This window comes from Clostridium sp. X (assembly GCF_055755365.1).
Window position 1 is genome coordinate 2,155,574 of sequence record NZ_CM146912.1, and the last position, 22,673, is coordinate 2,178,246.

18 protein-coding genes are annotated in these 22,673 nt (G+C 28.0%); 13 read left to right on the forward strand and 5 right to left on the reverse strand.

What is annotated here, in order from left to right:
- Positions 1-43: 43 nt before the first annotated feature.
- Positions 44-1,297: a serine hydrolase gene (locus tag ACX0KU_RS10795; protein ID WP_472989911.1), complete on the forward strand. Its 1,254-nt coding sequence runs from the start codon at positions 44-46 to the stop codon at positions 1,295-1,297.
- A gap of 44 nt (positions 1,298-1,341) precedes the next feature.
- On the opposite strand, the gene ACX0KU_RS10800 is transcribed toward ACX0KU_RS10795, so the two are convergent.
- Positions 1,342-1,695 (reverse strand): hypothetical protein, encoded by a 354-nt coding sequence (locus ACX0KU_RS10800; protein ID WP_472989912.1) that lies wholly within the window; start codon positions 1,693-1,695, stop codon positions 1,342-1,344.
- Positions 1,696-2,202: 507 nt separating this feature from the next.
- On the opposite strand from ACX0KU_RS10800, the gene ACX0KU_RS10805 reads away from it, so the two are divergent.
- Positions 2,203-3,372: an amidohydrolase gene (locus ACX0KU_RS10805; RefSeq protein ID WP_472989913.1), complete on the forward strand. Its 1,170-nt coding sequence runs from the start codon at positions 2,203-2,205 to the stop codon at positions 3,370-3,372.
- 126 nt (positions 3,373-3,498) lie between these two features.
- On the forward strand, positions 3,499-3,732 hold the full coding sequence (locus ACX0KU_RS10810; protein ID WP_472989914.1) for a hypothetical protein: 234 nt from the start codon (positions 3,499-3,501) through the stop codon (positions 3,730-3,732).
- 135 nt (positions 3,733-3,867) lie between these two features.
- Here ACX0KU_RS10810 and ACX0KU_RS10815 read toward each other — a convergent pair whose 3' ends face one another.
- The gene (locus tag ACX0KU_RS10815; RefSeq protein WP_472989915.1) at positions 3,868-5,340 is read right to left on the reverse strand and encodes a nicotinate phosphoribosyltransferase; all 1,473 of its coding nucleotides are present in this window, start codon (positions 5,338-5,340) and stop codon (positions 3,868-3,870) included.
- Positions 5,341-5,638: 298 nt separating this feature from the next.
- Here ACX0KU_RS10815 and ACX0KU_RS10820 point away from each other — a divergent pair, with 298 nt between their 5' ends.
- From ACX0KU_RS10820 to ACX0KU_RS10840, 5 genes are all read left to right on the forward strand, one after another.
- Positions 5,639-7,843, forward strand: coding sequence for an ATP-dependent helicase (locus tag ACX0KU_RS10820; protein WP_472989916.1), 2,205 nt, complete (start codon positions 5,639-5,641; stop codon positions 7,841-7,843).
- A 152-nt stretch (positions 7,844-7,995) separates the two neighbouring features.
- The gene (locus ACX0KU_RS10825) at positions 7,996-10,068 is read left to right on the forward strand and encodes a cell division protein FtsA (RefSeq protein WP_472989918.1); all 2,073 of its coding nucleotides are present in this window, start codon (positions 7,996-7,998) and stop codon (positions 10,066-10,068) included.
- Positions 10,069-10,074: 6 nt separating this feature from the next.
- Positions 10,075-11,256, forward strand: a complete 1,182-nt coding sequence (locus tag ACX0KU_RS10830; RefSeq protein ID WP_472992438.1) for a M20 metallopeptidase family protein — start codon at positions 10,075-10,077, stop codon at positions 11,254-11,256.
- 128 nt (positions 11,257-11,384) lie between these two features.
- Positions 11,385-12,347 (forward strand): RluA family pseudouridine synthase, encoded by a 963-nt coding sequence (locus ACX0KU_RS10835; RefSeq protein ID WP_472989919.1) that lies wholly within the window; start codon positions 11,385-11,387, stop codon positions 12,345-12,347.
- Positions 12,348-12,359: 12 nt separating this feature from the next.
- Positions 12,360-13,970 carry a putative polysaccharide biosynthesis protein gene (locus tag ACX0KU_RS10840; protein ID WP_472989920.1) on the forward strand — a complete coding sequence of 537 codons (1,611 nt, stop codon included), beginning with the start codon at positions 12,360-12,362 and terminating at the stop codon, positions 13,968-13,970.
- Positions 13,971-14,025: 55 nt separating this feature from the next.
- On the opposite strand, the gene spoVB is transcribed toward ACX0KU_RS10840, so the two are convergent.
- From spoVB to ACX0KU_RS10855, 3 genes are all read right to left on the reverse strand, one after another.
- Positions 14,026-15,549, reverse strand: coding sequence for a stage V sporulation protein B (gene spoVB / locus ACX0KU_RS10845; RefSeq protein ID WP_472989921.1), 1,524 nt, complete (start codon positions 15,547-15,549; stop codon positions 14,026-14,028).
- A 94-nt stretch (positions 15,550-15,643) separates the two neighbouring features.
- The gene (locus ACX0KU_RS10850; RefSeq protein WP_472989922.1) at positions 15,644-16,675 is read right to left on the reverse strand and encodes a LysM peptidoglycan-binding domain-containing protein; all 1,032 of its coding nucleotides are present in this window, start codon (positions 16,673-16,675) and stop codon (positions 15,644-15,646) included.
- A 293-nt stretch (positions 16,676-16,968) separates the two neighbouring features.
- Positions 16,969-17,220, reverse strand: coding sequence for a cation:dicarboxylate symporter family transporter (locus ACX0KU_RS10855; RefSeq protein ID WP_472989923.1), 252 nt, complete (start codon positions 17,218-17,220; stop codon positions 16,969-16,971).
- A gap of 317 nt (positions 17,221-17,537) precedes the next feature.
- Here ACX0KU_RS10855 and ACX0KU_RS10860 point away from each other — a divergent pair, with 317 nt between their 5' ends.
- From ACX0KU_RS10860 to ACX0KU_RS10880, 5 genes are all read left to right on the forward strand, one after another.
- Entirely contained in the window at positions 17,538-18,095 is a 558-nt protein-coding gene (locus tag ACX0KU_RS10860; RefSeq protein ID WP_472989924.1) for a ferritin family protein, read from the forward strand.
- Positions 18,096-18,185: 90 nt separating this feature from the next.
- A complete protein-coding gene (locus tag ACX0KU_RS10865) occupies positions 18,186-19,514 on the forward strand; it encodes a PQQ-dependent sugar dehydrogenase family protein (protein ID WP_472989926.1) in 1,329 nt (442 codons plus the stop codon).
- A gap of 28 nt (positions 19,515-19,542) precedes the next feature.
- A complete protein-coding gene (locus ACX0KU_RS10870) occupies positions 19,543-20,256 on the forward strand; it encodes a zinc dependent phospholipase C family protein (protein WP_472989928.1) in 714 nt (237 codons plus the stop codon).
- Positions 20,257-20,378: 122 nt separating this feature from the next.
- Positions 20,379-20,918 carry a class I SAM-dependent methyltransferase gene (locus ACX0KU_RS10875; RefSeq protein ID WP_472989929.1) on the forward strand — a complete coding sequence of 180 codons (540 nt, stop codon included), beginning with the start codon at positions 20,379-20,381 and terminating at the stop codon, positions 20,916-20,918.
- A complete protein-coding gene (locus ACX0KU_RS10880; RefSeq protein ID WP_472989931.1) occupies positions 20,887-22,611 on the forward strand; it encodes a B12-binding domain-containing radical SAM protein in 1,725 nt (574 codons plus the stop codon). The genes ACX0KU_RS10875 and ACX0KU_RS10880 overlap by 32 nt, the downstream gene beginning before the upstream one ends.
- The last annotated feature ends 62 nt before the right edge of the window (positions 22,612-22,673 follow it).

A 22,673-nucleotide genomic window follows, 5' to 3' on the forward strand; every position in this document is an offset into this window, starting at 1 on the left:
ATAATAGCAGGAACAAAAAAATGTATTGATAGGAGTGCATCTTATGAAGAGGGGATTTAAAAATATAGTTACTAAATTACTGCTATTGTGTATGGTTATTGGAGTCTTAAACGTAATTACTTTTAGTTCAGAGGTAAGAGCTATAAATATCTATGGTAAGGATCCTTTTAATTTAGAGGATAATTTAGTACAAAATATATTAAAAAATAGAGAAGATTTGTTTGGAGAAGTTCTTAAAAATTCACAAAAACATGAGGTTCAAATACTATATACTCAAATAAATAGAGATGAGAATAATAATCCATCTTTTAAATCTTTTACATATAATGTAGATAAGGGAAAGTATTTTTATCCTGCTAGTTCTGTAAAACTATCAGCTTGTGCTCTGGCATTAGAAAAGTTAAATAATCTAAATATAGATAAAAAAGCACCCTTGAAAATTGAAAAAGGAAGAGCATCACAAAGTGCTGTAACTGTGGACTATAGCTCTAATGATAAACATCCTAATATAGAAAACTATATAAAAAAGGTTTTAGTAGCAAGTGATAATAATGGATTTGATAGATTGTATGAATTTTTAGGTCAAGAGTATTATAATGAAACCTTATGGAAAAAAGGATATAAGGATACAATGATAGTTCATCGCCTAGGGAATCCAGTAGGATATGAGGAAAATAAATATACTAATCAATTTATATTTTATAATAATGATAAGATAATTTATCAACAACCTATGGTATATAATTCTAAAGATTATTCATTAAATATGAAAGGTTTAGATAAAGGGATAGGTTATTATAATGGAAAAAGTCTTGTAGGCTCTCCTAAGAATTTTTCAAAAAGTAATTATTTTTCTATTGAATGTCTTCAAGGAGTTTTGAAGTCTATAATGTTTCCAGAAAATGTTTCAGATGAACAACGATTTAATCTAAAAAAAGAAGATTATGATTTCTTGAGAAAATATATGGGTATGGTTCCTAGAAAATGTGATAGTCCTAAATATAATTTAAAGGATAGTTACGCTAAATATTTTATGTTTGGAGATAGCAATGAGAATATTCCAGATAATATTAAGATATATAATAAAATCGGATGTGCATATGGATATTTAGTTGATAATGCATATATTGTAGATGAGAGTAATGGAATTGAATTTATGCTTACTAGTGTTATATATACAAATGAAAATAATATTTTAAATGATGGAAAGTATGAATATTATAAGATAGGAATGCCTTTTTTAGCTAATTTGGGGAGAGAGATATATTCCTTTGAAAAAAAGGGGAGAAAATTCTAAAATCTATTTAACATAAAAAAGGACTATGCCATATAAGACATAGTCTATTTTGATTCTTTTCTTGATTTTAGAGAATTTAATATAAATATTGCAGATACTACTGCAACAGCTATATATGCAAACATATACAAGGAATTTACTAATCCGATTCCATAATAAAATCTTAAATATACAAAAATAATAAGAGAAGCCACACTCCAAAATAGAGAGAAAATAGCTAGACGTGAATTTGAATTCCTCCATTGATCAGGATTCTTCATATTACCGATTATTTTATCACGTGCAGTACTATCAGGTTTTGTTTTTATAACTAAAGATTTAAAATATATAAAGAATACTAAGGCTATTAAAGATATACCTAAAAAAACATAAGCTAAAGAACTACTTGTCATATACATAGCAACACTCCTTGAATAATATTTATTAATAAATTTCTCTAATAAATATTAAATTTTAATATCTAAATATCTTACAAACATAACCATTTATAAATATTATTCCTCAAAATAAAATGTATATTCTAAATTTAGGCTTTAATATTTTACTTATTTCAAAACACTGTTAAAATTTGCTTGATAAAGGTTTGCATAAAGTCTAATATAATTTGTATAAATAACAAGTGTTAAATTAATAGTTTTGGCAATTGGAATGAATAAAATTGAATAGTGACACAATAGAGATTTATAAGAAAAGTAGTAAAAGTACTACTAGGATTTTAGCAAAAAATAATTAAACAAAATAAAGAATAATATTAAGGAGGAAGAAGATTATGCCGATTATAACACTTGAGGCAGGTAAAATGAGTAAGGAATAAAAATCAGACGTTATGAGGGAAAGAAAATAAATTTAAAGTAGGCACATATATAATAAATTATGTGCCTGCTGTTTTAATAGGAGCTGATAAATTGCTAATCGATAAACTAACAAGGGAAGACCAGGAATATACTATTAGGTTGAGGAGAGAATTTCATAGATATCCTGAGCTAAGCTTTAATGAGTTTAAGACTTCAGAGATAATTAAAAGGGAATTGGATAATTTAGAAATACCTTATAACATTATAGGAAATACAGGAGTAGTTGCAATTATAAAGGGAAAATTAGAAGGAAAGACAATTGCTTTAAGAGCTGATATGGATGCACTTCCTATAAAAGAAGAAACAGATGTAGATTATAAATCCTTAAATGAAGGGTGTATGCATGCCTGTGGACATGACTCACATATGGCTATGCTTCTTGGAGCTGCTAGAGTAATAAATAGAATGAGAGACGATATTAAGGGGAATATAAGGCTTGTATTTCAACCGGCTGAAGAAGTTGGAGGAGGAGCAAGACGTTTAGTAGAGGAAGGTGTTTTAAAAGAAGTTGATGGAATATTTGGTATTCATGCTTGGAGTGATATTGAAACAGGATATGTTTCAATAGAAGAAGGGCCAAGAATGGCCGCGTCAGGAAAATTTGTAATAAAGGTAAAAGGAAAAGGAGGGCATGGTTCTGCTCCTAATCAGGGTATAGATGCAATTCTTATCTGTTCTGCTATCGTTATGAATCTACAATCAGTTATAAGTAGAGAGTTAGATCCATCTCAGTGTGCGGTGCTAGGGGTTGGTTCTATAAAGTCAGGTACAGCCTTTAATATTATTGCTAGCGAAGGGATTATGGAAGGAACTACTAGATGTTTTGATCATGAAATAAATAAAGCATTTCCTGAAATTATCGAAAGGATAGCTAGAAATACAGCAGAGGCTTATAGAGGAGAAGTAGAAGTAGAATACTCAGATAATACGCCAGTATTAATAAATCATAGAGAATGTTCAAAAATTGCATCAAAAGCTGCAGAAAAGATAGGAGCTAAAAATATTACTATTGATAGGATAAAAGCCTCCGAAGATTTTGCAGAATACACAAACAGAATTCCAGGAGTTTTTGCTCTTTTAGGAGTTAGGAATGAAAAAAAAGGTGCTTGCTATGCTCAACACCATCACAAATATAATTTAGATGAAGATGCTTTGGAGGTAGGGGTAAAACTATTTGTCCAATATGCCTTTGATTTTTTAAATGAGTATAATAAAAAGTAGATAGAGAATTATAGGAGAAAATTTAAAATAAACTATAATTTAATATAAAAAATAGAAAAAACTATTTATTTTTTACAATAAATGGTATATAATATATACAATACGAAATAGCGGGGGGTATTGTGTATGTCTAGATGTTCATTTCTATCTACCTACGATAAGAAAGTTAGTTGCTTCGAGGAATGTCCTTTTTTTGGATGTGCAGGAAGTAGTGAGTCATGTCCATTTAAATTTAATATAAAGGAAAAATTAGTAGAGACAAACATTCTATATGAATACGATTTCATGAAGAGTGAAGGTATATCATTTCTAGATGATTTATATGAAAGTAATAGATATTTAAAAATTTTGCAATTATAAATAATGTTGTGTAAAAAAACTCATGCTAATTTATATATAACAATTATCTCTTAAACATACTATGATACATACTAAAACTAGTTTTAAATAAAAAGCAAACGCAAAGGATCATTCCTACACGTTTGCTTTTTAACATTATTTATATAAATCAGAGTATTTATTAAGCAAATCATTTTTTAAGTTCCAAAGATTTTTTGATAAATCAATATAATAAGGATGAGGATTTTCAAATCTTAAAACTTCTTCCCAAAGCTTTTCAGTTTCTTGTTTTGAAAAGAGCTGAATTTCTTTTACACTTGGAGTTGTATAGCAAGAATTTCCCTGGTTAAAAATTTGAACCATCAATTCTTTAGTGTAGTAATTCGTAAGTGTTTTCTTCTTCCAAGTAGATACTGGATTAAAGATTTCTAGTGGTTTGCTCTCATCTATAACTTCATCATTAAGACATATTAAATCAGCAAGAGCTTTATTACTACTCTTATCAAATATCCTATATATTTTCTTGAAACCTGGATTTGTTATTTTTTCTTCGTTTTCGCTTATTTTAATTTTAGGAATTAAATCACCATTGTCTTCAATAGCTACTAATTTATAGACACCACCAAATACAGGTTCAGATTTTGCAGTAATAAGTCTTTCGCCAACACCAAAGCTATCGATTTTAGCTCCTTGGCTTAAAACTTGAGTAATTATATGTTCATCTAAGGAGTTTGATACTACTATCTTTACGTCAGAATATCCAGCATCATCTAGAATTTTTCTACATCTCTTAGTAAGATAAGTAATATCTCCACTATCTATTCTAATTCCTTTTGGTCTAAAGCCCATTGGCTTTAAAACTTCATCAAAAACTTTTATTGCATTAGGAAGTCCTGATTTTAATACATTATATGTATCTATTAAAAAAAGACAACTATCAGGATAAGTCTCAGCCCATGCTTTAAAGGCTTCATATTCTGTAGGAAATAGCTGAACCCAACTGTGTGCCATAGTACCTGAGGCAGGAACTTCAAACATTTGCTCTGCTATAGTACAAGCGGTGGAAGTACATCCGCCAATTATAGCAGATCTGGCCCCGTAGATAGCTCCATCATATCCTTGTGCACGTCTTGAACCAAATTCCATTACTGGTCTTCCTTTAGCCGCTCTGCAAATTCTATTTGCTTTTGTAGCAATAAGAGTTTGGTGATTAATAGTTAAAAGAATCATTGTCTCAATAAATTGAGCTTGAATTATAGGTCCTTTAACAGTTACTAGAGGCTGACTAGGAAATACGGGATTTCCTTCTGGAATTGCCCATACATCACAAGAAAATTTAAAGTTTCTTAGATAATCTAAGAATTCATCAGAGAAACAGTTTTTATTTTTTAGATATTCTATATCTTCAGTTGTAAACTTTAAACTAGATAAGTATTCGATTAATTGATGAACACCAGACATAATACAGTAGCCACCGCCATCAGGTATCCTTCTAAAGAACATATCAAAATATGCTATCTTATTTCCTATATTATGGTGAAGATAACCGTTTCCCATTGTTAACTCATAAAAGTCAACAAGCATAGTGAGATTTCTTCCGTTTTTAATATCAAATAAGTTTTTATCCATTACTTTCTCCTCTAACTATATAAATTATGTCATATAATTATAATATTTTTATTGTTACTTTAGATTTGTGAAAATTAAATCAATATCAAGAAAATTCTCAAATATAACCTTATTTTAATCTTATATTAGAATTATTACAACAATTTTTCAGATTAAACCTTATTATATTAGTATGTGTAAAAAAAATCCCTGTACTATTAAAATCAATAATATTAAATTATTAGTTGATTATAACTTGAAAAAAAGTCTATAATCTTATAAAAAGAATTTTTAAATCTTTATTAGACAAAGTAATAAAATGAAACATAGAACGGGTGGTAGTGTGATAAATGAAATTATAAAAGAGTACTACAATTTAAGAGATACTATAATAAGAAATAGATACATAAAACTTAATGAAGAGCAGCAGAGAGCAGTGCTAAGTAATGATAAAAATTTAGCTATAATTGCCTGTCCAGGAGCAGGAAAGACTACAACACTAATAAATAGAGTAGATTATTTAATTAACTTTGGAAATATATATAAATCACAATACTATCCAGGAGATTTAAAAGAAATTGATTTAATTTTATTAAAGAAGTATCTAGAAGGAAAAGAAATAAATATTGAGAGATTTAATTACTTATTGAAAAGAAAAGCTATAAATCCAGGCAATATAATAGTTATAACTTTTACTAAAGCAGCAGCATTAAATATGAAAAGAAGATATACACAGCTAAATAAAGGAACTGTGGCTCCATTCTTTGGAACCTTCCATGGCTTATTTTATAAAATATTAAGCAGAAGATACGAAAAGATAAATATTTTAGAGAGTTTTGTAGCTTTTAAATTAATAAAATCAGTATTAAGTAATTATTTAGATGAGGTAAGTGAAGAAAAAGTAAAAGAAATATTAAATTATATATCTTTTTTTAAAACTAGCAATATTGAAATGTCAGAGTTTAGTCCTGGCATAGATAAAGAAATATTTATGAAGTGTTTTAATAATTATGAAGAATATAAAAAAGAAAATAAACTTCTAGATTTTGATGATTTACAGATAGAATGTAGAAATCTGTTTTTAAATAATGAGGATGTTTTAGAGAAGTATACAAGCCTTTTTAAATATATTTTAGTTGATGAGTTTCAAGATTGTGACTGGATGCAAATTGAAATTCTTAAAATTTTAAATAGAGAGAACTCGATTTTTGCGGTAGGAGATGAAGATCAGTGTATATATGGTTTTAGAGGATCTGAGCCAGAGTGTATAGTGAGTTTTGATAGACATTTTGAAAAAGGTAAAAAAGTATATTTGTCAATAAATTACAGATGCCCTAAAAGTATAATCGATATTGCTAACAGTTTAATTATCAATAATAAAATGAGAAATGAAAAAAGCATGAGAGCTTTTAAGAAAAGTATACCTAAAATAAATGTAATGAATTATATCAATGAAAACAAACAAGGTGAAGATATTTCACTTAATATATTAAAATTAGTATCTCAAGGAGTTTATGATTTTGAAGATAATGTAGTCTTATATAGGACTAATGTAGAAAGTAGGAGTATAATAGATGCTTTTATCAGAAAAAAGATACCCTTTAAACTTCTAGATAAAGAATATAATTTTTTCGAACATTTTATATGTAAGGATATAATTTCATATCTAAAATTAAGTATAGATACCTATGACATAGAAAGCTTTATAAGAGTAATAAATAAACCATTTAGATATATAAGTAAAATCAATATAGATAAAGTGAAGAGAGCTTTCGAAAAAGAGGATTATTTTGAGAAATTAAAGTCAATAGAAAACGTACCTTCTTTTCAGTTGAAGATTATAGATGATCTAAAGAAAGATATACAAAATTTAAATAAGATGTCTTTAACAGGAGCTATAAATACTATTATTAAAGATTTAAAGTATTATGATTATCTTAGAGAATATAGTTCCAAATATAAGTTGAATATGTCAGAATTAGAGGATATTGTAGATGAGTTTGTAGAATCCTCTAGAGAATACACTACAATAATTACTTTTTTAGCTCATATTGATGAGGTTAAAGAGCAAATAAGCAGCAGCAAGAGAAGTGAAGAAGGAAAAGGTGTCATTCTTAGTACTATTCACGGAGTTAAGGGGATGGAATTTAAGAATGTATTTATAATAAACTGTAATGAAGAAAATATACCACATAAAAATAGCATTGATAATAATCTAGAGGAAGAGAGAAGACTATTTTATGTGGGAATTACAAGGAGTATAGATAATCTTTGGCTTTGTACCTGTAATGAAATGCATGGTAAGAGTAAAAAGGTATCTAGGTTTATTGAGGAATGCAAGTTAAGCACCTTACTTCAAGGGACATTTAAAGCAGGGGATTTTGTAGAACATAAAAGCTTTGGAAAAGGAAAGGTTTTATTTATAGATGAGAAGAAAATAGAAATTTCCTTTGAGGGGAGTATAAATAGAAGCTTTGACCCTATAATACTATATAATAATGGTTTAATTGAAAAAATTATATGATTTTAAATTTAATTTTTCCTAAGATAGTGGATTAATTAACCAAAACATACCTTGGTTTATTGAATAAAGTAATAGGATAATATATAATTTTATTAGGCTCATATTCTTTGAATATGAGCCTTTACACTGTCTTAATAAAGAGAGGATATAAAATGAAACTTTTAGATGTTAATTCAAATGATATAATTTTTGCATTAGATATTGGTACTAGATCTATTATTGGTACTGTAGGAATAGTAAGAGATAAAAAGTTTAATGTTATTTGTGAGAGATACTTAGAACATCAAGAAAGAGCTATGATTGATGGTCAAATTCATGATATTAACTTAGTTGCAAGCACAGTAAATGCAGTAAAAAAATCTCTAGAAGAAGAATTAGGGTTTAAACTAGAAAATGTAGCAATAGCAGCCGCGGGAAGATTTTTAAGAACTACAGAAGTTAGAGTTGAGATTTCTGTAGATGAAGAAAAAGAAATTGATAGAGAAATTATAAGAAGTCTTGAACTTACAGCAGTTAAAAAGGCAGAGGAGGAAGTACATAAACAAACCAATGGAAAGTTATATTGTGTTGGATATAGCGTTAAAAATTACTATCTAAATGGCTATATTATTTCAAATTTACTTTCACAAAAAGGAGAAAATATAGCATCTGATATTATAGCCACCTTTTTACCACGGTCTGTTGTAGATAGTCTTTATGCTGTAATGAATAAGGTAGAGTTAAATGTAAGTAATTTAACACTAGAACCTATTGCTGCAATAGAAGCTGCTGTACCTAAGAAATTTAGATTACTTAATATAGGACTAATAGATATAGGGGCAGGAACTTCAGATATTGCAATAAGCAGTAATGATAGTATTAGTGCCTATGGTATGGTACCTATGGCTGGAGATGAGGTTACAGAGTCAATAGTTCAGAATTATTTAGTGGACTTTAATACAGCAGAAGAGATAAAAAAACAAATATCTAATAAAGAAAAAGTAGTTTATACAGATATTCTGGGAATAGATAATGAAATTTTATCAGAGGAAATAATTAAGACTATAACTCCAGTTGTAGATAAAATATCTTCTGAAGTTGCAAGTAAGATTATAGAATTAAATGGAGGTAAGTCTCCAAATGCTGTTTTTCTAGTAGGAGGAGGAGCACATACTCCAAATTTAAAAGTATTTTTAGCAGAAAAGTTAGGATTGTCATCTCAAAGAATAGCTATAAAGGGAAGAGAAGCTGTAATAGAGTCTTTAAATTCAGATGAGGAATTAGGAAGTACGGGGGTTACAGTTTTAGGAATTGCACTTGTAGCTATTAAAAAATCAGGTAATGATTTTATTGATGTTATATTGAATGATGAGGTTATAAGCCTGTTTAATTCTCATAGGCATACTGTAATGGATGTTATGGTTCAAGGTGGTATTAGTCATAAAGTTTTATTGGGCAGAAATGGAAAGAATCTTCATTTTACTTTAAATGGAATAGAAAGAGTTGCTTTCGGATCTCTTTCTCAAGGTGCTGATATATATGTAAATGATAAAAAGTCTACTATTGATACAAAAGTTAAAGAAGGGGATAAAATAGAAATAAATTTTGCTAAAGATGGTAAAGATGCATCACCAAAAGTAATTGAATTTATAAATAAAGCTCATTCTATAAGCTTCTATTTTAATGATATTATACAAAATTTAGAGCCTGTAGCGTTTATAAATAAGGAAAGAGTTTCAGTAGAAGATTACATAAAAGAAAGAGATGAAGTTGAAATAGTTCTTCCTTCAACTCTAGGAGAATATATAAAGTACTTTGCTATTGATGATAAAAGTTATGATTATTATTTAAAAGATAGTAAAATAGAAAAAGATTATATTATCCAAGAAGGAGATAGAATATATAGAATTGCTAACAAAAATCTAGATACAACAAAAGATAATTTAAATGATTTCATAGAAAAAATAGAAGATATAGATACTATGGATGAAGAAGGTTTAAAAGAGGAAGTATATTTCGAAAAAGAAGATATACAGGGAAAAGAGATACAGATTCTAGTGAATGATAAGTATGTAGTTTTAAATGGAAAAGAAGAGTATGTATTTATTGATATTTTTGACTTTATAGATTTTGATTTAACAAGACCACAAGGAAATTTAAATCTTATATTAAATAATAGAAAAGCAGGGTACTATGAAAAATTAAATCATAGTGATGTTATTAATATATTTTGGGAAAAAATATAAAAGGAGCTGAGAGTTTTGGATTTTTTAAAAATGGCTAAGGATATTGAAAAAGAATTAATAGATATAAGAAGAGATTTGCATATGAATCCTGAATTAGATTTTGACCTTCCTAAAACAACAGATAAGGTTAAAGCTTTCCTAGAAAAAGAGGGTATTGAATACTATGAAACTTCTAAAAATGGAATTTGTGGTATTATAAGAGGCGATGGAGATAAAACTATAGGTATAAGAGCTGATATGGATGCACTTCCTATGGAGGATAAAAAATCTTGTAAATATTCTTCTAAGATAAAAGGGAAAATGCATGCCTGTGGACATGACATTCATACAACTGTACTTTTAGGTGTAGCAAAGTTATTAAATGTTATGAAAAAAGACTTGAAGGGAAATATAAAGCTTTTATTTGAACCAGCAGAAGAAACAACAGGTGGGGCAGTACACATGATTGAAGAAGATGTTTTAGAAAATCCAAGAGTAGATGCTATTATTGGACTTCATGTAGAACCAAATATTCAGGTGGGTAAAATAGGAATAAAAAGAGATGTTGTTAACGCTGCATCAAATCCATTTAATGTTAAGATAATAGGAAAAGGTGGGCATGGAGCATATCCTCATAGCAATATAGATCCTATAGTTATGAGTGCAAATGTAATTACAGCTCTTCAAAACATAGTAAGTCGTGAAATACCACCAACAGATCCAGCAGTGATTACTATTGGCTCTATTCATGGGGGAACAGCTCAAAATATAATACCAGATGAAGTTAAAATTGCGGGAATAATGAGGACTATGACTAGTGAGCATAGAGAGTATGTAAAAAGAAGACTTGTAGAGGTTGTTGAAGGAATAACTAAAGCTATGAGAGGAAGTTGTGAAATAAATATAGAAGAAAGTTATCCTTGTCTTTATAACGATGATAGTATAGTAGATATACTAGAGGATTCAGCGAAAAACGTAATCCAAAAAGAAAATATAATAAAGCTTCAGAAGCCAACAATGGGTGTAGAGAGTTTTGCTTATTTTTCTTTAAAAAGGCCATCAGCATTTTATTATTTAGGAATAAGAAATGAAGAAAAGGACATTGTTCATCCGCTCCACAGTAATCTCTTTGATGCAGATGAAGAGTGTATTGCAGTTGGAGTTGCAATACAGTGTGAAACAGCTGTAAGATATATAAATGAAATGTAATAATTTAATATTTATAAATTAAAGGTTTATGTTGTAAACTATTTATACTTGGTATATAATCATTGATGTTACGTCGAAAAATGTTACCTTTACAGGTAATTTGATGTAATATTATGCGGAGGTAAAACATGAGAATTGAAATAGGGTCAAATGAAGCAGGACAGAGAATAGATAAATTTTGCAGAAAGTGGTTACAAGATATTCCACTAGGAGCAATATTTAAAGCTTTTAGAAAAGGTGATATAAGAGTAAATACAAAAAAAGTAAAACAAGATTATTTTTTAAGTGAAGGAGATATTATAGAAACTAAATATCTTCATTCAGATAGTCCAGAAAAAGTTAAAATTTTCCAAGAGGTTGATTTTAGTGCAATAAAGATAACCTATGAAGATCAGAATATGCTTATTATAGAGAAATGGCCAGGAATACTTGTTCATTCAGATAAGGAAGATGGAGAACCGACACTTACTGATTATGTTCTTTCATATTTAAATGCAAAAGGCGAATATATTCCGGAAAAAGAAGTAACTTTTACACCTGCGCCATGTAATAGATTAGATAGAAACACATCTGGTATGGTGTTGTTTGGTAAGAACTTTCAAAGTCTAAAATCATTAAATGAGATGATTAGAGAGAGAAAAATTAAAAAATATTATTATGCTTTAGTAAAAGGAAAACCGAAAGAAGGTCATTTTGAGGCATATATATCTAAAGACCAAGATAATAATTTATCTAAGATATTTGAAGAAAGTAGAGAAGATACTAAGAAAATTGCTATGGAACTTAGTGTAGTAGATAGTGTAGGAAGTTACTCACTATTAGAGTTAGATTTAATTACAGGAAGAAGTCATCAATTGAGAGCGCATTTAGCATACTTAGGAAACTATATAATAGGAGACAATAAGTATGGAGATAAGAAATTAAACAGTTTTTTCAATAATAAATATGGTCTAGACTTTCAATTTTTATATGCATATAAATTAGTATTTAAAGATTGTCCTAAGCAACTAGAATATATGGAAAATAAAATTATAGTAGAGTCACTACCTCCTATACTTAAAAAAGTAAAGAAGGACGTATTAAAATTTTAGGAGAGTTTTGGTATGAAAAAACAATCAACAACTAAAGGATTCGCTATATTGTCAGCAGCAGGGATAATTGTAAAATTATTATCCCTTTTATACATACCATTTTTAAAAGAGATAATCACTCTTAATGGATCGGGAATATATCAAGCATCATATAAAGTTTATGTATGGATATATGTTATTGCAAATTCAGGAATACCTGTTGCTATATCTAAGCTTGTTTCAGAATATATAGCATTACAGAACTATAAGGATGCTGTTAAAAGCTTTAAAATGGCAAGATTTATGATGCTTGTCATTGGAACTATAATGAGTTTATTTATGTTTATATTTGCAGGACCTTTAGCACGTTTTGTAAATTTTGAAGATGCAAAACTTGCTATTATGGCTTTAGCTCCTACAATATTTTTTACATCTATAGTTTCTTCTTATAGGGGATATTTTCAGGGTAGGGGAAATATGACACCTACTGCTATATCACAAATATTAGAACAAATAATTAATACAATTTTCACTTTAGTTTTTGCGGCTATGTTTATGAAGTATGGAGTAGCAGCAGGATGTGCTGGAGGAACGCTCGGAACTTCAGTAGGATCTCTTGTAGCAGCCATATACCTTATAGTCGTATACGAAAAAAATAAGATAATAAAAGTTCCAGTAGGAACAAAGGAACTAGATAAGAGTCACTATACAAATAAGCAATTATTTAAAAGAATAATTCATTATGGATTGCCTTTAGTTATTTGTGTTGGACTTCAGTATTCAGGAGATATAATAGATTTAGGAATTGTAAAAGGTAGACTTTTAGATTCAGGACTGAGTAAGGAGATTAGTAATGAGAAGTTTGCTCTGTTTGGTTTTTATAGAACTTTAATAGGGGTTCCTATAACCTTAATATCTGCTTTAGCAGCATCTATACTTCCATCTATATCAGGAGCATATTCTTTAAGAGATAGAAGTAGTGTGGAGAGTAAGGTTAATTATGCTCTTAGATTTTGCTTTCTTGTAGCAGTGCCTTCAGCTATAGGACTTGCTGTATTAAATGATTCTGCATTTCAACTTTTATTTAATGAGAATCAAGGGGGATCTTTACTACTTTATGGTTCAATGGTTTTAGTATTAAATGCTATAGTTTTAATACAAACATCAATACTTCAGAGTATAGGAAGATTATATGCTTCAACATTTTATATGGTGCTTGGGGTTATAGGTAAAATAGGGACCAATTATATTTTAGTTGGAATACCAAGTATTAATATACTAGGTGCTATAGTTGGAAACATGGTATTCTTTATAATACCACTTATATTAAACTATAGATTAATTAATAAAGAGCTTAAAATTAAAATTAGTCTAATAAATCACTTTAAAAAACCGTTTATAGCATCCTTATTAATGGGGATGGCGGTCTATGGGATACATACAGTTTCACAGTTCTTATTAAAAGGATTTGTGAAAGGATATATAAATAATGCAATATCAACTGCTCTTGCTGTTGGTGTTGGTGTATTTATTTATCTTTATGGATTGGCATTTACTAAAGGAATTACACAAGAGGACTTAGGAGAATTTCCAACCAAGGTAAAAAGAATAATTCCTAAATTTATAATAAGACGAATAAATTAAAACAACAAAAGAGGAAGTTGCCACACACAGGCAACTTCCTCTTAAAATTTTAAAGTTAGTTTCGTACTTCTCTAAATGTTTTATTAGCAAATGACATAATGAAGAAGAAGGAGACAAAACCTAAGAGAATTATTAATATAGTTTTAGTTTTAAAGAAAGTATTAGGTATGATGTTATTAATTATATTTAATAAGAAGTATATGAGTAAGCTTAAAAGAGTATCTATTATAAAGTTTTCAAGCGATAACTCTATATAACATCTTTTTCTAATTTCATATAAGTTAATAACTAGGCTTATAAGTGAGGTTATCATTAAGCTTAAGCCATAGCCCAATATATTTATACCAGGAATAGATGTTAGTATAAACAGTAGTATTAGTTCTATAACAGAAACTATTATAGAGTTTCTAAGAAGAACCCCTTGTTTTCCAAGACCATTTAATATACTAAAAGTAGTGGCTGAAATATAAGTAAAAGGTGCGGATAAAGCTGCAAACTTTATATATATTCCTAAGTCATCTCTGTGGAAGAATAGTTGCCCCAAAGAGTTTGGTATGCTAAAGCAAATTATCATTGTTGATACTCCAAGTAAAAATGAAATTCTAAGAACTTGCTGAATTCTTTCTTCAAGAGTGGTAAAATCTCGCTTCTCTAGGCTTTCTGAAATATCGGGTATAAGTACTATAGACATAGACATTACCACTACAAGAGGGAAAAAAATTATGCTAAGAGCCATACCAGAGAATTTCCCTATCATACCTAAGGCTGTACTGTGATCAAAACCAGCTATTAAAAGTCTTCGTGGTAAGATTAAGGTTGATACTGCAGAAATGGCTGTAGTTAGAAAACCATTAATGCATAGAGGGACAGACATAAGTAGCACATTAAATAATAGCTGAGCATTTCCTTCAACAGGATAATAATTGTACTCATTAGCAAAGTCCTTAGCTTTTCTAATTTTATAAAAGACATAAAGAAGTATAAAGCTTACAAATTCTCCAGCAGCTAATGCCCCATATACAGCTGTAACCGTATCTTCAATTTGTCTAAAAGGTAAAAATTTTATGATTGCATATGTTACAATTATTCTTACAACTTTCTCAAATATATCTATAAAAGCAGGGGTATTTACATCTGATATACCGAAAAAATATCCTTTTATTATAGATGACAAAGCAACAAATAGTAAAGCAAGACATATTAATAACAGACTATGTAAACTTCGACTATCTTTAATAATATTAGTGCTTATGTATTGAGAATTTAAAGTAACTCCGGCAACTATTATTAGAGTCCAAATTATATCAAATATTATAGTGATTTTAACTGATCTGTGCAAATTTCTAATATCTTTTTTAGCATAAAATGATGATGAATGTTTTGATATAGCAGTTATTAATCCACCACATACTAAACAACAAAACAAATCATATATAGGCATTATAAGAGCATATAATCCCATGCCTTCAGCACCTAATTCTCTTGACAATATTATAGAGAAAACAAATTTCAGAACTCCGGTTGCAGAGTTAGAAATAGTAAGTAATGCAGAATTTTTAAAGAAGTTATCTTTTTTCATTTACTGTCCGCTCCTCACAATTATTAACATTAATAACTATGAGAATGGACAGTATTTTATTCTAAATATAAGAAGTTTGAAACTTGAATTTATTTTATTGTCCATTTGCAGTTAAAATATTTTTTTGGTGAGTAGGGCTTATTTCATCGGCTACGTGGCTTGTGCTATTGTAGAAGTACATATCAAAGTGACCGTTAATTCCATTTTGAGCATAGCTGTCTGTAGAAGAGTGAGGCATTCCAGTCACACTTACAGCTAATTGATAATTTGTGCCACCTTGGTTGAAGGTAAGTATCATAGGACGAATAGCAGACCAGGACCAAGTTGGGTATATCTGTCTCATTTTATTAGAATCTGTAACAGCTAAAGGAACAATGTCTGAATGATTGGAGCCTCCATAATATTTAATATTAAAGATTATTCCTGTATTTAAATCTTTTAATGTTCCAGTTTGACCCACAGTAAATATTCTTCTAGCATTTGTCCAAGTATATAAGTCACCAAACTTATCACTTGATTTAGCTCGCATCATAGTTATTCCTACTGGTTTTACTATTTCAGTAGAGTTTACTGGAACAGTTACAATTTGTCCAGGCATGAATATCGGAAGTGCTAACATATTACTTTTTACTATAGCATCTACAGAAGTATTAAACTTTTGGGCTACTCCCCACACTGTATCCCCAGAAACTACTGTGTAGTTTGAAGTTTTGACTGTTGATTGTGTAGGGGTAGGAGTAGGTGCAGGTAATGAAATAGTTGAAGGTATGCGCAATACTTGACCTATATAAATAATGGAAGTTGTAAGATTATTTTCTTTCATAATAGCATCTGCTGTAGTGTTATAATTAACTGAAAGCCTCCAAAGAGTATCACCAGATGATACTGTATGATAAGTATTTTTATTATCATCTATTTTCAAAGTTTGTCCAATATAAATATATCCATTAGCATTTATATTATTTAGAGAAGCAATGCTTGATACTGTAGTTTTAAAATTATTAGATATTAGCCATAGAGAATCTCCGCTTTTTACTGTATAGTTTGTTATGGTTCCAGCTTTTGCTACGTAAATGTTTCCTGAAACTAAAAGAGTAGTTAATAATGCAGCGATCTTCTTTTTCATATGTAATAAATCCCCCTTATAAAGTATGTTTTTGTATATTTATTATCGATACAAAGCTCTGTTTCATAATTAGTAAGCTAAAGGGAATCTACCCAAATATTTCTACATAAGTCTGGTGTATTAGAAAATTAATAAAAAAAGTATCACATTTATGCACATAAGTGTGATACTTTAAAAAATTAATGCAGATATTATGCTTTTATATTGCTTTCAACATTTACAGTGGTACAAGTTTCTTAATTGATCTAATATAACTGAACAAGAAGTATCTCCAGTTATATTCACAGCTGTTCTTAGCATATCAAATAATCATCAACTCCAAGCTCCTCTTCACATATCTCCATATTTATAGGAAGTGTTGCCATAGAAGATGCTGTAGAAAGCGCTACTAGTTGAGCTTTATATATCTTATTAAAAAACTTAACTGGTGATACTTTTGAAAAAGTTTTAACTGAGAATCCATAAATACCAAAAGTGTGAAGAAGTAAAGCTACAATGTAAACTCCTAATAATTTAATTAGTAGTAAAAGAACTTTTGTATCCAAAGTTTCCAGTAGCATCAGCCATTACCGAATGATCCAGAAACCAAGGCTTGATAAAAAGCTTTTTTCTTTTTGCACTAATAAATCTCCCTTTAAACATTTATGATAAAATAATACAATAACAAGTATATTTTAATATAAAATAATAAAAAAATCAATTTAATGATAATGAATGTATATTATTACTTGAAAAGTGTTAATAAGTTAATAAAATCATAATAAAACTATAAAAATTATGCTTTTATTAGTTAGAAATTATTTATATAGTAATGCTATAATTAAACTAATCTTAAAAATTAAAACTATTTGAGGTGTAATATATGAAGAAATTAAAATGTAAAATTTGTGGAATGGAAATTAAGGATAGTAACTATAGTACTAATTCAAATGCTTTTTTTATTAAAAATAGCAAAGAAAATATACAATATTGTCCGTTTTGTGGAGTAGAGAATAGTTGTTTTGTTGAGTATAGCGATATTTACGAAAAACAAGATATAACAGATTCAAAGACACTAGATATATTAGAGAAGGCTATGAAATTAGAAACTTTCAATGGAGATTTCTATAAGGAAGCGGCTAAGCTTGCTAAAAATGAAAAAATACAAGCTTTGTTTAGTGATTTGAGTAGAATAGAGTATATGCATGCCAATGTACATAAGAGATTAGGAAATTTTAAAGAAAGACCAGTGTTAAATAAACTTAATTATAGTAATAATAATGATTTAACGCTTTTAGAAATAGCAAAACAAAGAGAAGAACATGCAATAAGTTTTTATAATAAAAATTATCACTATGTCTCTAGTAATGAAGTAAGACAAATATTTAAAGAATTAACAAAGGTAGAGCAACAGCATATTCAATTAACTTCTATAATTTAAAATAACTATATATAGTGAAAGCTTTTTATACATATCCTTATATTTAATTAAATATATTTAAGGTAAGAGGAATTTAAATTTGGAGGAAGTATGAAAAGATTTATTAAGATCATATCAGTAACTATAATATTTACTATATGTATAGTATTATTTAAACAATTCTACTATATAGACTACAATATTAATGCTAAAAGTGAGGAAATTAAAAATAAGATCATATTTAGAGGACTTAAAGATGCAGTAGATTTTATAGTAGATGAAAAAAATAATTACTATATAGCATATAAAGATAAAATACAATTTATAGATACAGAGGGGAAAAGCTATAATATATTTAATAATAAAAATATGAATATTACTAGCATGGAGTATAAAGATGGAAAATTGTATTTTGCAAGTAAAACTAATGTATTTTGTTATGATTTACATAAAAAAGAATTGAAGGATATAATTAAGGATATACCTAATTTTGGAGATTATAATGAGAGCTTATTAAAAATTAATGGTGACTATTTATATGTAACCATAGGATCGGCTACAAATTCTGGGGTAGTAGGATTAGATAATAAATGGATTAAAGCAAATCCTTTTAGTCATGACTTATCACCATATAAAATAACATTAAAGGGAATAAACTTCGAGCAAGGAAAAACAGGAGCCTTTGTAGGATATAGTACTAAAAATATTGAGGGACAAATTATACCAGGACATTATCCCGGGAATGCTTCAATAATTATGTATAATATGGAGACAGGAGCTTCTGCAACTTTTGCCTGGGGTATAAGAAATATAAAAGGGCTAGACTTTGATAGTAGAGGAAGAATGATTGTTACAGTAGGAGGTATGGAAGATAGAGGGTTAAGACCCGTAAAAGGAGATGCGGATTATATCTATGTAGTAAAGCCTAAAACTTGGTATGGATGGCCAGATTATAGTGGAGGAGATCCAATAAACTCTCCTAAGTTCAAAGATAATAATAATAAAACAGTAAAATTTATACTTGAAAATCATCCAACTACAAACCCAAGTGCACCACTATATATTCATAAAAACTTAAGTTCTATGCAGTCATTAGCTGTAGATAAAAAAGGAGATTTTGAGGAATTAGATTGTATATATTTTTATGATAGTAAAGATAAAATAATGTATTCTTTAAATAATAAAGGGATCTTAAATGAAAAAATAAAATTTAATGATAATAGTAAAATAATTAGTATTAAATATTCAAAAAGTCAAATTCTAATATTAGATTCTCAGTCAGGTAATCTATATAATGTAGAGACAAATAATACTTTGCAAAATACCTTTCAAAATAAACCTATTATATATTTTTTTATTATTACAATTATAAGTATTATAATTTCACTATTAAAAGTTATTTTAAAACCTATTAATAAAAATAAAATAAGTAAAACATAAGAATAAATCTAGAATGGAGTAATAAGATATGAGTACAAGAACAGAAATATTATTTGGAAAAACTGCAAGGAGTTTTATGCGTGTTGTAAATCCGATTAAAAAATTAGTGATAAAAACCCATTGTCTTGCTCACAGATATATAAATGATAAATGTTTAGAATTATTACTAAATGAGGGATATAATGATGCCCATAAATGTCTTAGTAAGTATATACACAATATTAATGAGGGGGTTACTTGGGCAGATCAAGATTTTAAGAGTAGTAATCATTTTTATCACTTTAATGAAAAAAGAGGATTATATGGTTTTTCAAATGCTTTAAATGAATGTAAAAATTATTATACTCTTTGTCTAAGGTATCTAGATTTAGGAGATATATCTATGAGTATGTTTTATTTTGGAGCAGCATGTCATCTTATACAAGATGCTACTGTACCTCATCATGTGAATAATAAATTGTTAAAAAACCATAGACAATTTGAATTATGGATAATAAGTAAAATAATTATGGGAGAACACTTTGAAGCTAAAAAAGGTATTAAGAGATATAAAGATATTGATGAATATATACAAAACAATGCATTAACTGCTAATTCAGCATATTATAGATTTAAAAATATTGAAAATAGAAATGAAAGATACTGTGGAGTAGCTACTGTAATAATTCAAGAAGCACAGATTACTACAGCAGGATTTATGTTGGAGTTTTATGAAGAATTAAGTAAAAAGATTACATGTTAATTAATAAACAAAATTATTTGTATCGTATAGAAAAAATATTTCTTCCAGTTGTTGGAGGAAATATTTTTTTTGTGTAGAAAGTAATAAGGTGGTTGAAGATTAACAATGGAGGAGGAGATTGAGTGATAGAAAGTACGATCGATTTAAAGAATATAAACTTTAAAGGCAATTTATTAGATATAGGCTTTGATAATTACGGTGTAATATATAATATATATAAGCATAATAATACTAATGTTGATATTAAATATATTAGCGAAGATGAAAATAGTTTTGTAGAGGAGAATTATTATGATAGTTGTGCCTTGTTTTTATCTCTAAGCAAAATAATGTCAAAGTCTAAAATACAGAAATTATTAAATAAAATATATGAAAGTTTAAAAAGTGACGGGGAATTATATATCTGGGACGTTGAAAAAAAATACTTTAAAACCTTTAATAAAAAAATTAATGTTCAACTACCTGAGGGTAAAAGTAGAGAAATTTACATGAAAGATTTAAATGTATTTAAAAAAAACTCAAAACAAAATACAGTAAGTACCATAGAACAATACTTTAATATAATCGATATAGAAACTTCAGAAGAGATATACTATATCAAAGCACAAAAGAAGAGGAGAAGAGAAAATAATGAAACTAAAAGTGTTACTAGTGGGGATTAATTCAAAATTTGTACATTCAAATCTTGCACTTAGATATTTAAAAGCATATACAGAGGATTTAGATTATGAATGTATTTTAAAAGAGTATTCAATTAATGATAGACTAGAAAAGATTCTAGAGGGAATAATGAAGGCAAATGCAAATGTTGTGGCTTTTTCTTGTTATATATGGAATATAGATATGATTAAAGCATTAGCAAAGTTAATTAAATTAATAAATGATAATATAGAAATTATATATGGTGGACCAGAGGTTACGCATAATGGGAAAGAATACTTAAAGAAGCAGGTAGGAGAGTATTTAATTGAAGGTGAAGGAGAAGATACTTTTAGAAAACTTATAGAGAACAAAATAATGCTTAATGAGCAAACAATAGAAAGTATAGATTTATCTAAAATAAAAGGACTGTTTTATAAGCAAGATGGAAATATATTTTATGGAGGTAAAAAAGATAATATAAATTTTAATAGTGTAGTATTTCCATATAAAGAAGAAGATGAACTTGAAAATAAGATAATTTATTATGAAGCTTCTAGAGGATGTCCTTATGGTTGTAAATATTGTTTATCATCAGTAGATAGGAATGTAAGAGTTAGAGGTATAGAGAAAGTAAAGGAAGAATTGAAGTTTTTAATAGAAAAGAAGGTTTCTCTAATAAAGTTTGTAGACAGAACTTTTAATTGTAATGAACAATTTGCAATTGATATATGGGATTTTATTATCGAGCAAGATACTAAAACTAAGTTTCATTTTGAGATTTCTGCTAATATTTTAACAGATAATCAAATAAAGATTTTGAAGAGAGCACCTAAGGGAAGATTACAATTTGAAGTTGGTGTTCAAACAACAAATAGTAAAGTTTTAAGCAATATAGATAGATACGTAAAGTTTGAAGATGTATGTGAAAAAGTTATTAAGATTAAAGAACTTGGTAACATAAGTCAACATTTAGACCTAATTGCAGGATTACCAGGAGAAAGCTATGAATCCTTTAAAAATTCTTTTAATAAAGTTTATGGACTAAAGCCGGAAGAACTTCAACTTGGATTTTTAAAGATTTTAAAAGGTTCTCCTATAATGTATGAAAAAGAACAATGGGGAATTGAATACTCTCCATATTCGCCATATGAGGTTATAAAAACAAAAGATATAAGTTATGAACAATTAATCTTATTGAAGAAAGTTGAGGCAATGGTAGATAAGTATTATAATTCAGGAAAATTTTCAACTATTATTCAGTATTTTGAATTAAAGTTTGAAGATAGCTTTGATATGTATCTTGAGTTAGGGATGTTTTTTGATGGAAAAGGATATTTTGATAGAAACATATCAGGAATAGATTATTATAAGGTATTTTTAGAGTTTAATAGTGAAAAACTAAGGGAAGGTAATAAGGTTCTAAAAGAAATAATAAAATATGATTATTTAATGTACAATAAGAAAAAATGGTTACCAGAGTTTTTAAAGAGAGATATAGATATTAAATTAACAAGAGAAATAAAAGAAAAACTTATAAATTCTAATTTAAAAATACCAAAAAACAATATACATGTCGAAAAATACAATATTGATATACTGAACTTTATTAAAACTAATAAAATTTTAGATAGGGATATATACTTATTATATAATGAAGATGATTTGGAAATTATGGATATAAGTGGATATATCCTGGAGAACGTTACATCCTAAGTACCCTATCATAAAATATTTAATATTGAATTAACTAACTTCTGATGAAAAGTTAAGAAAAA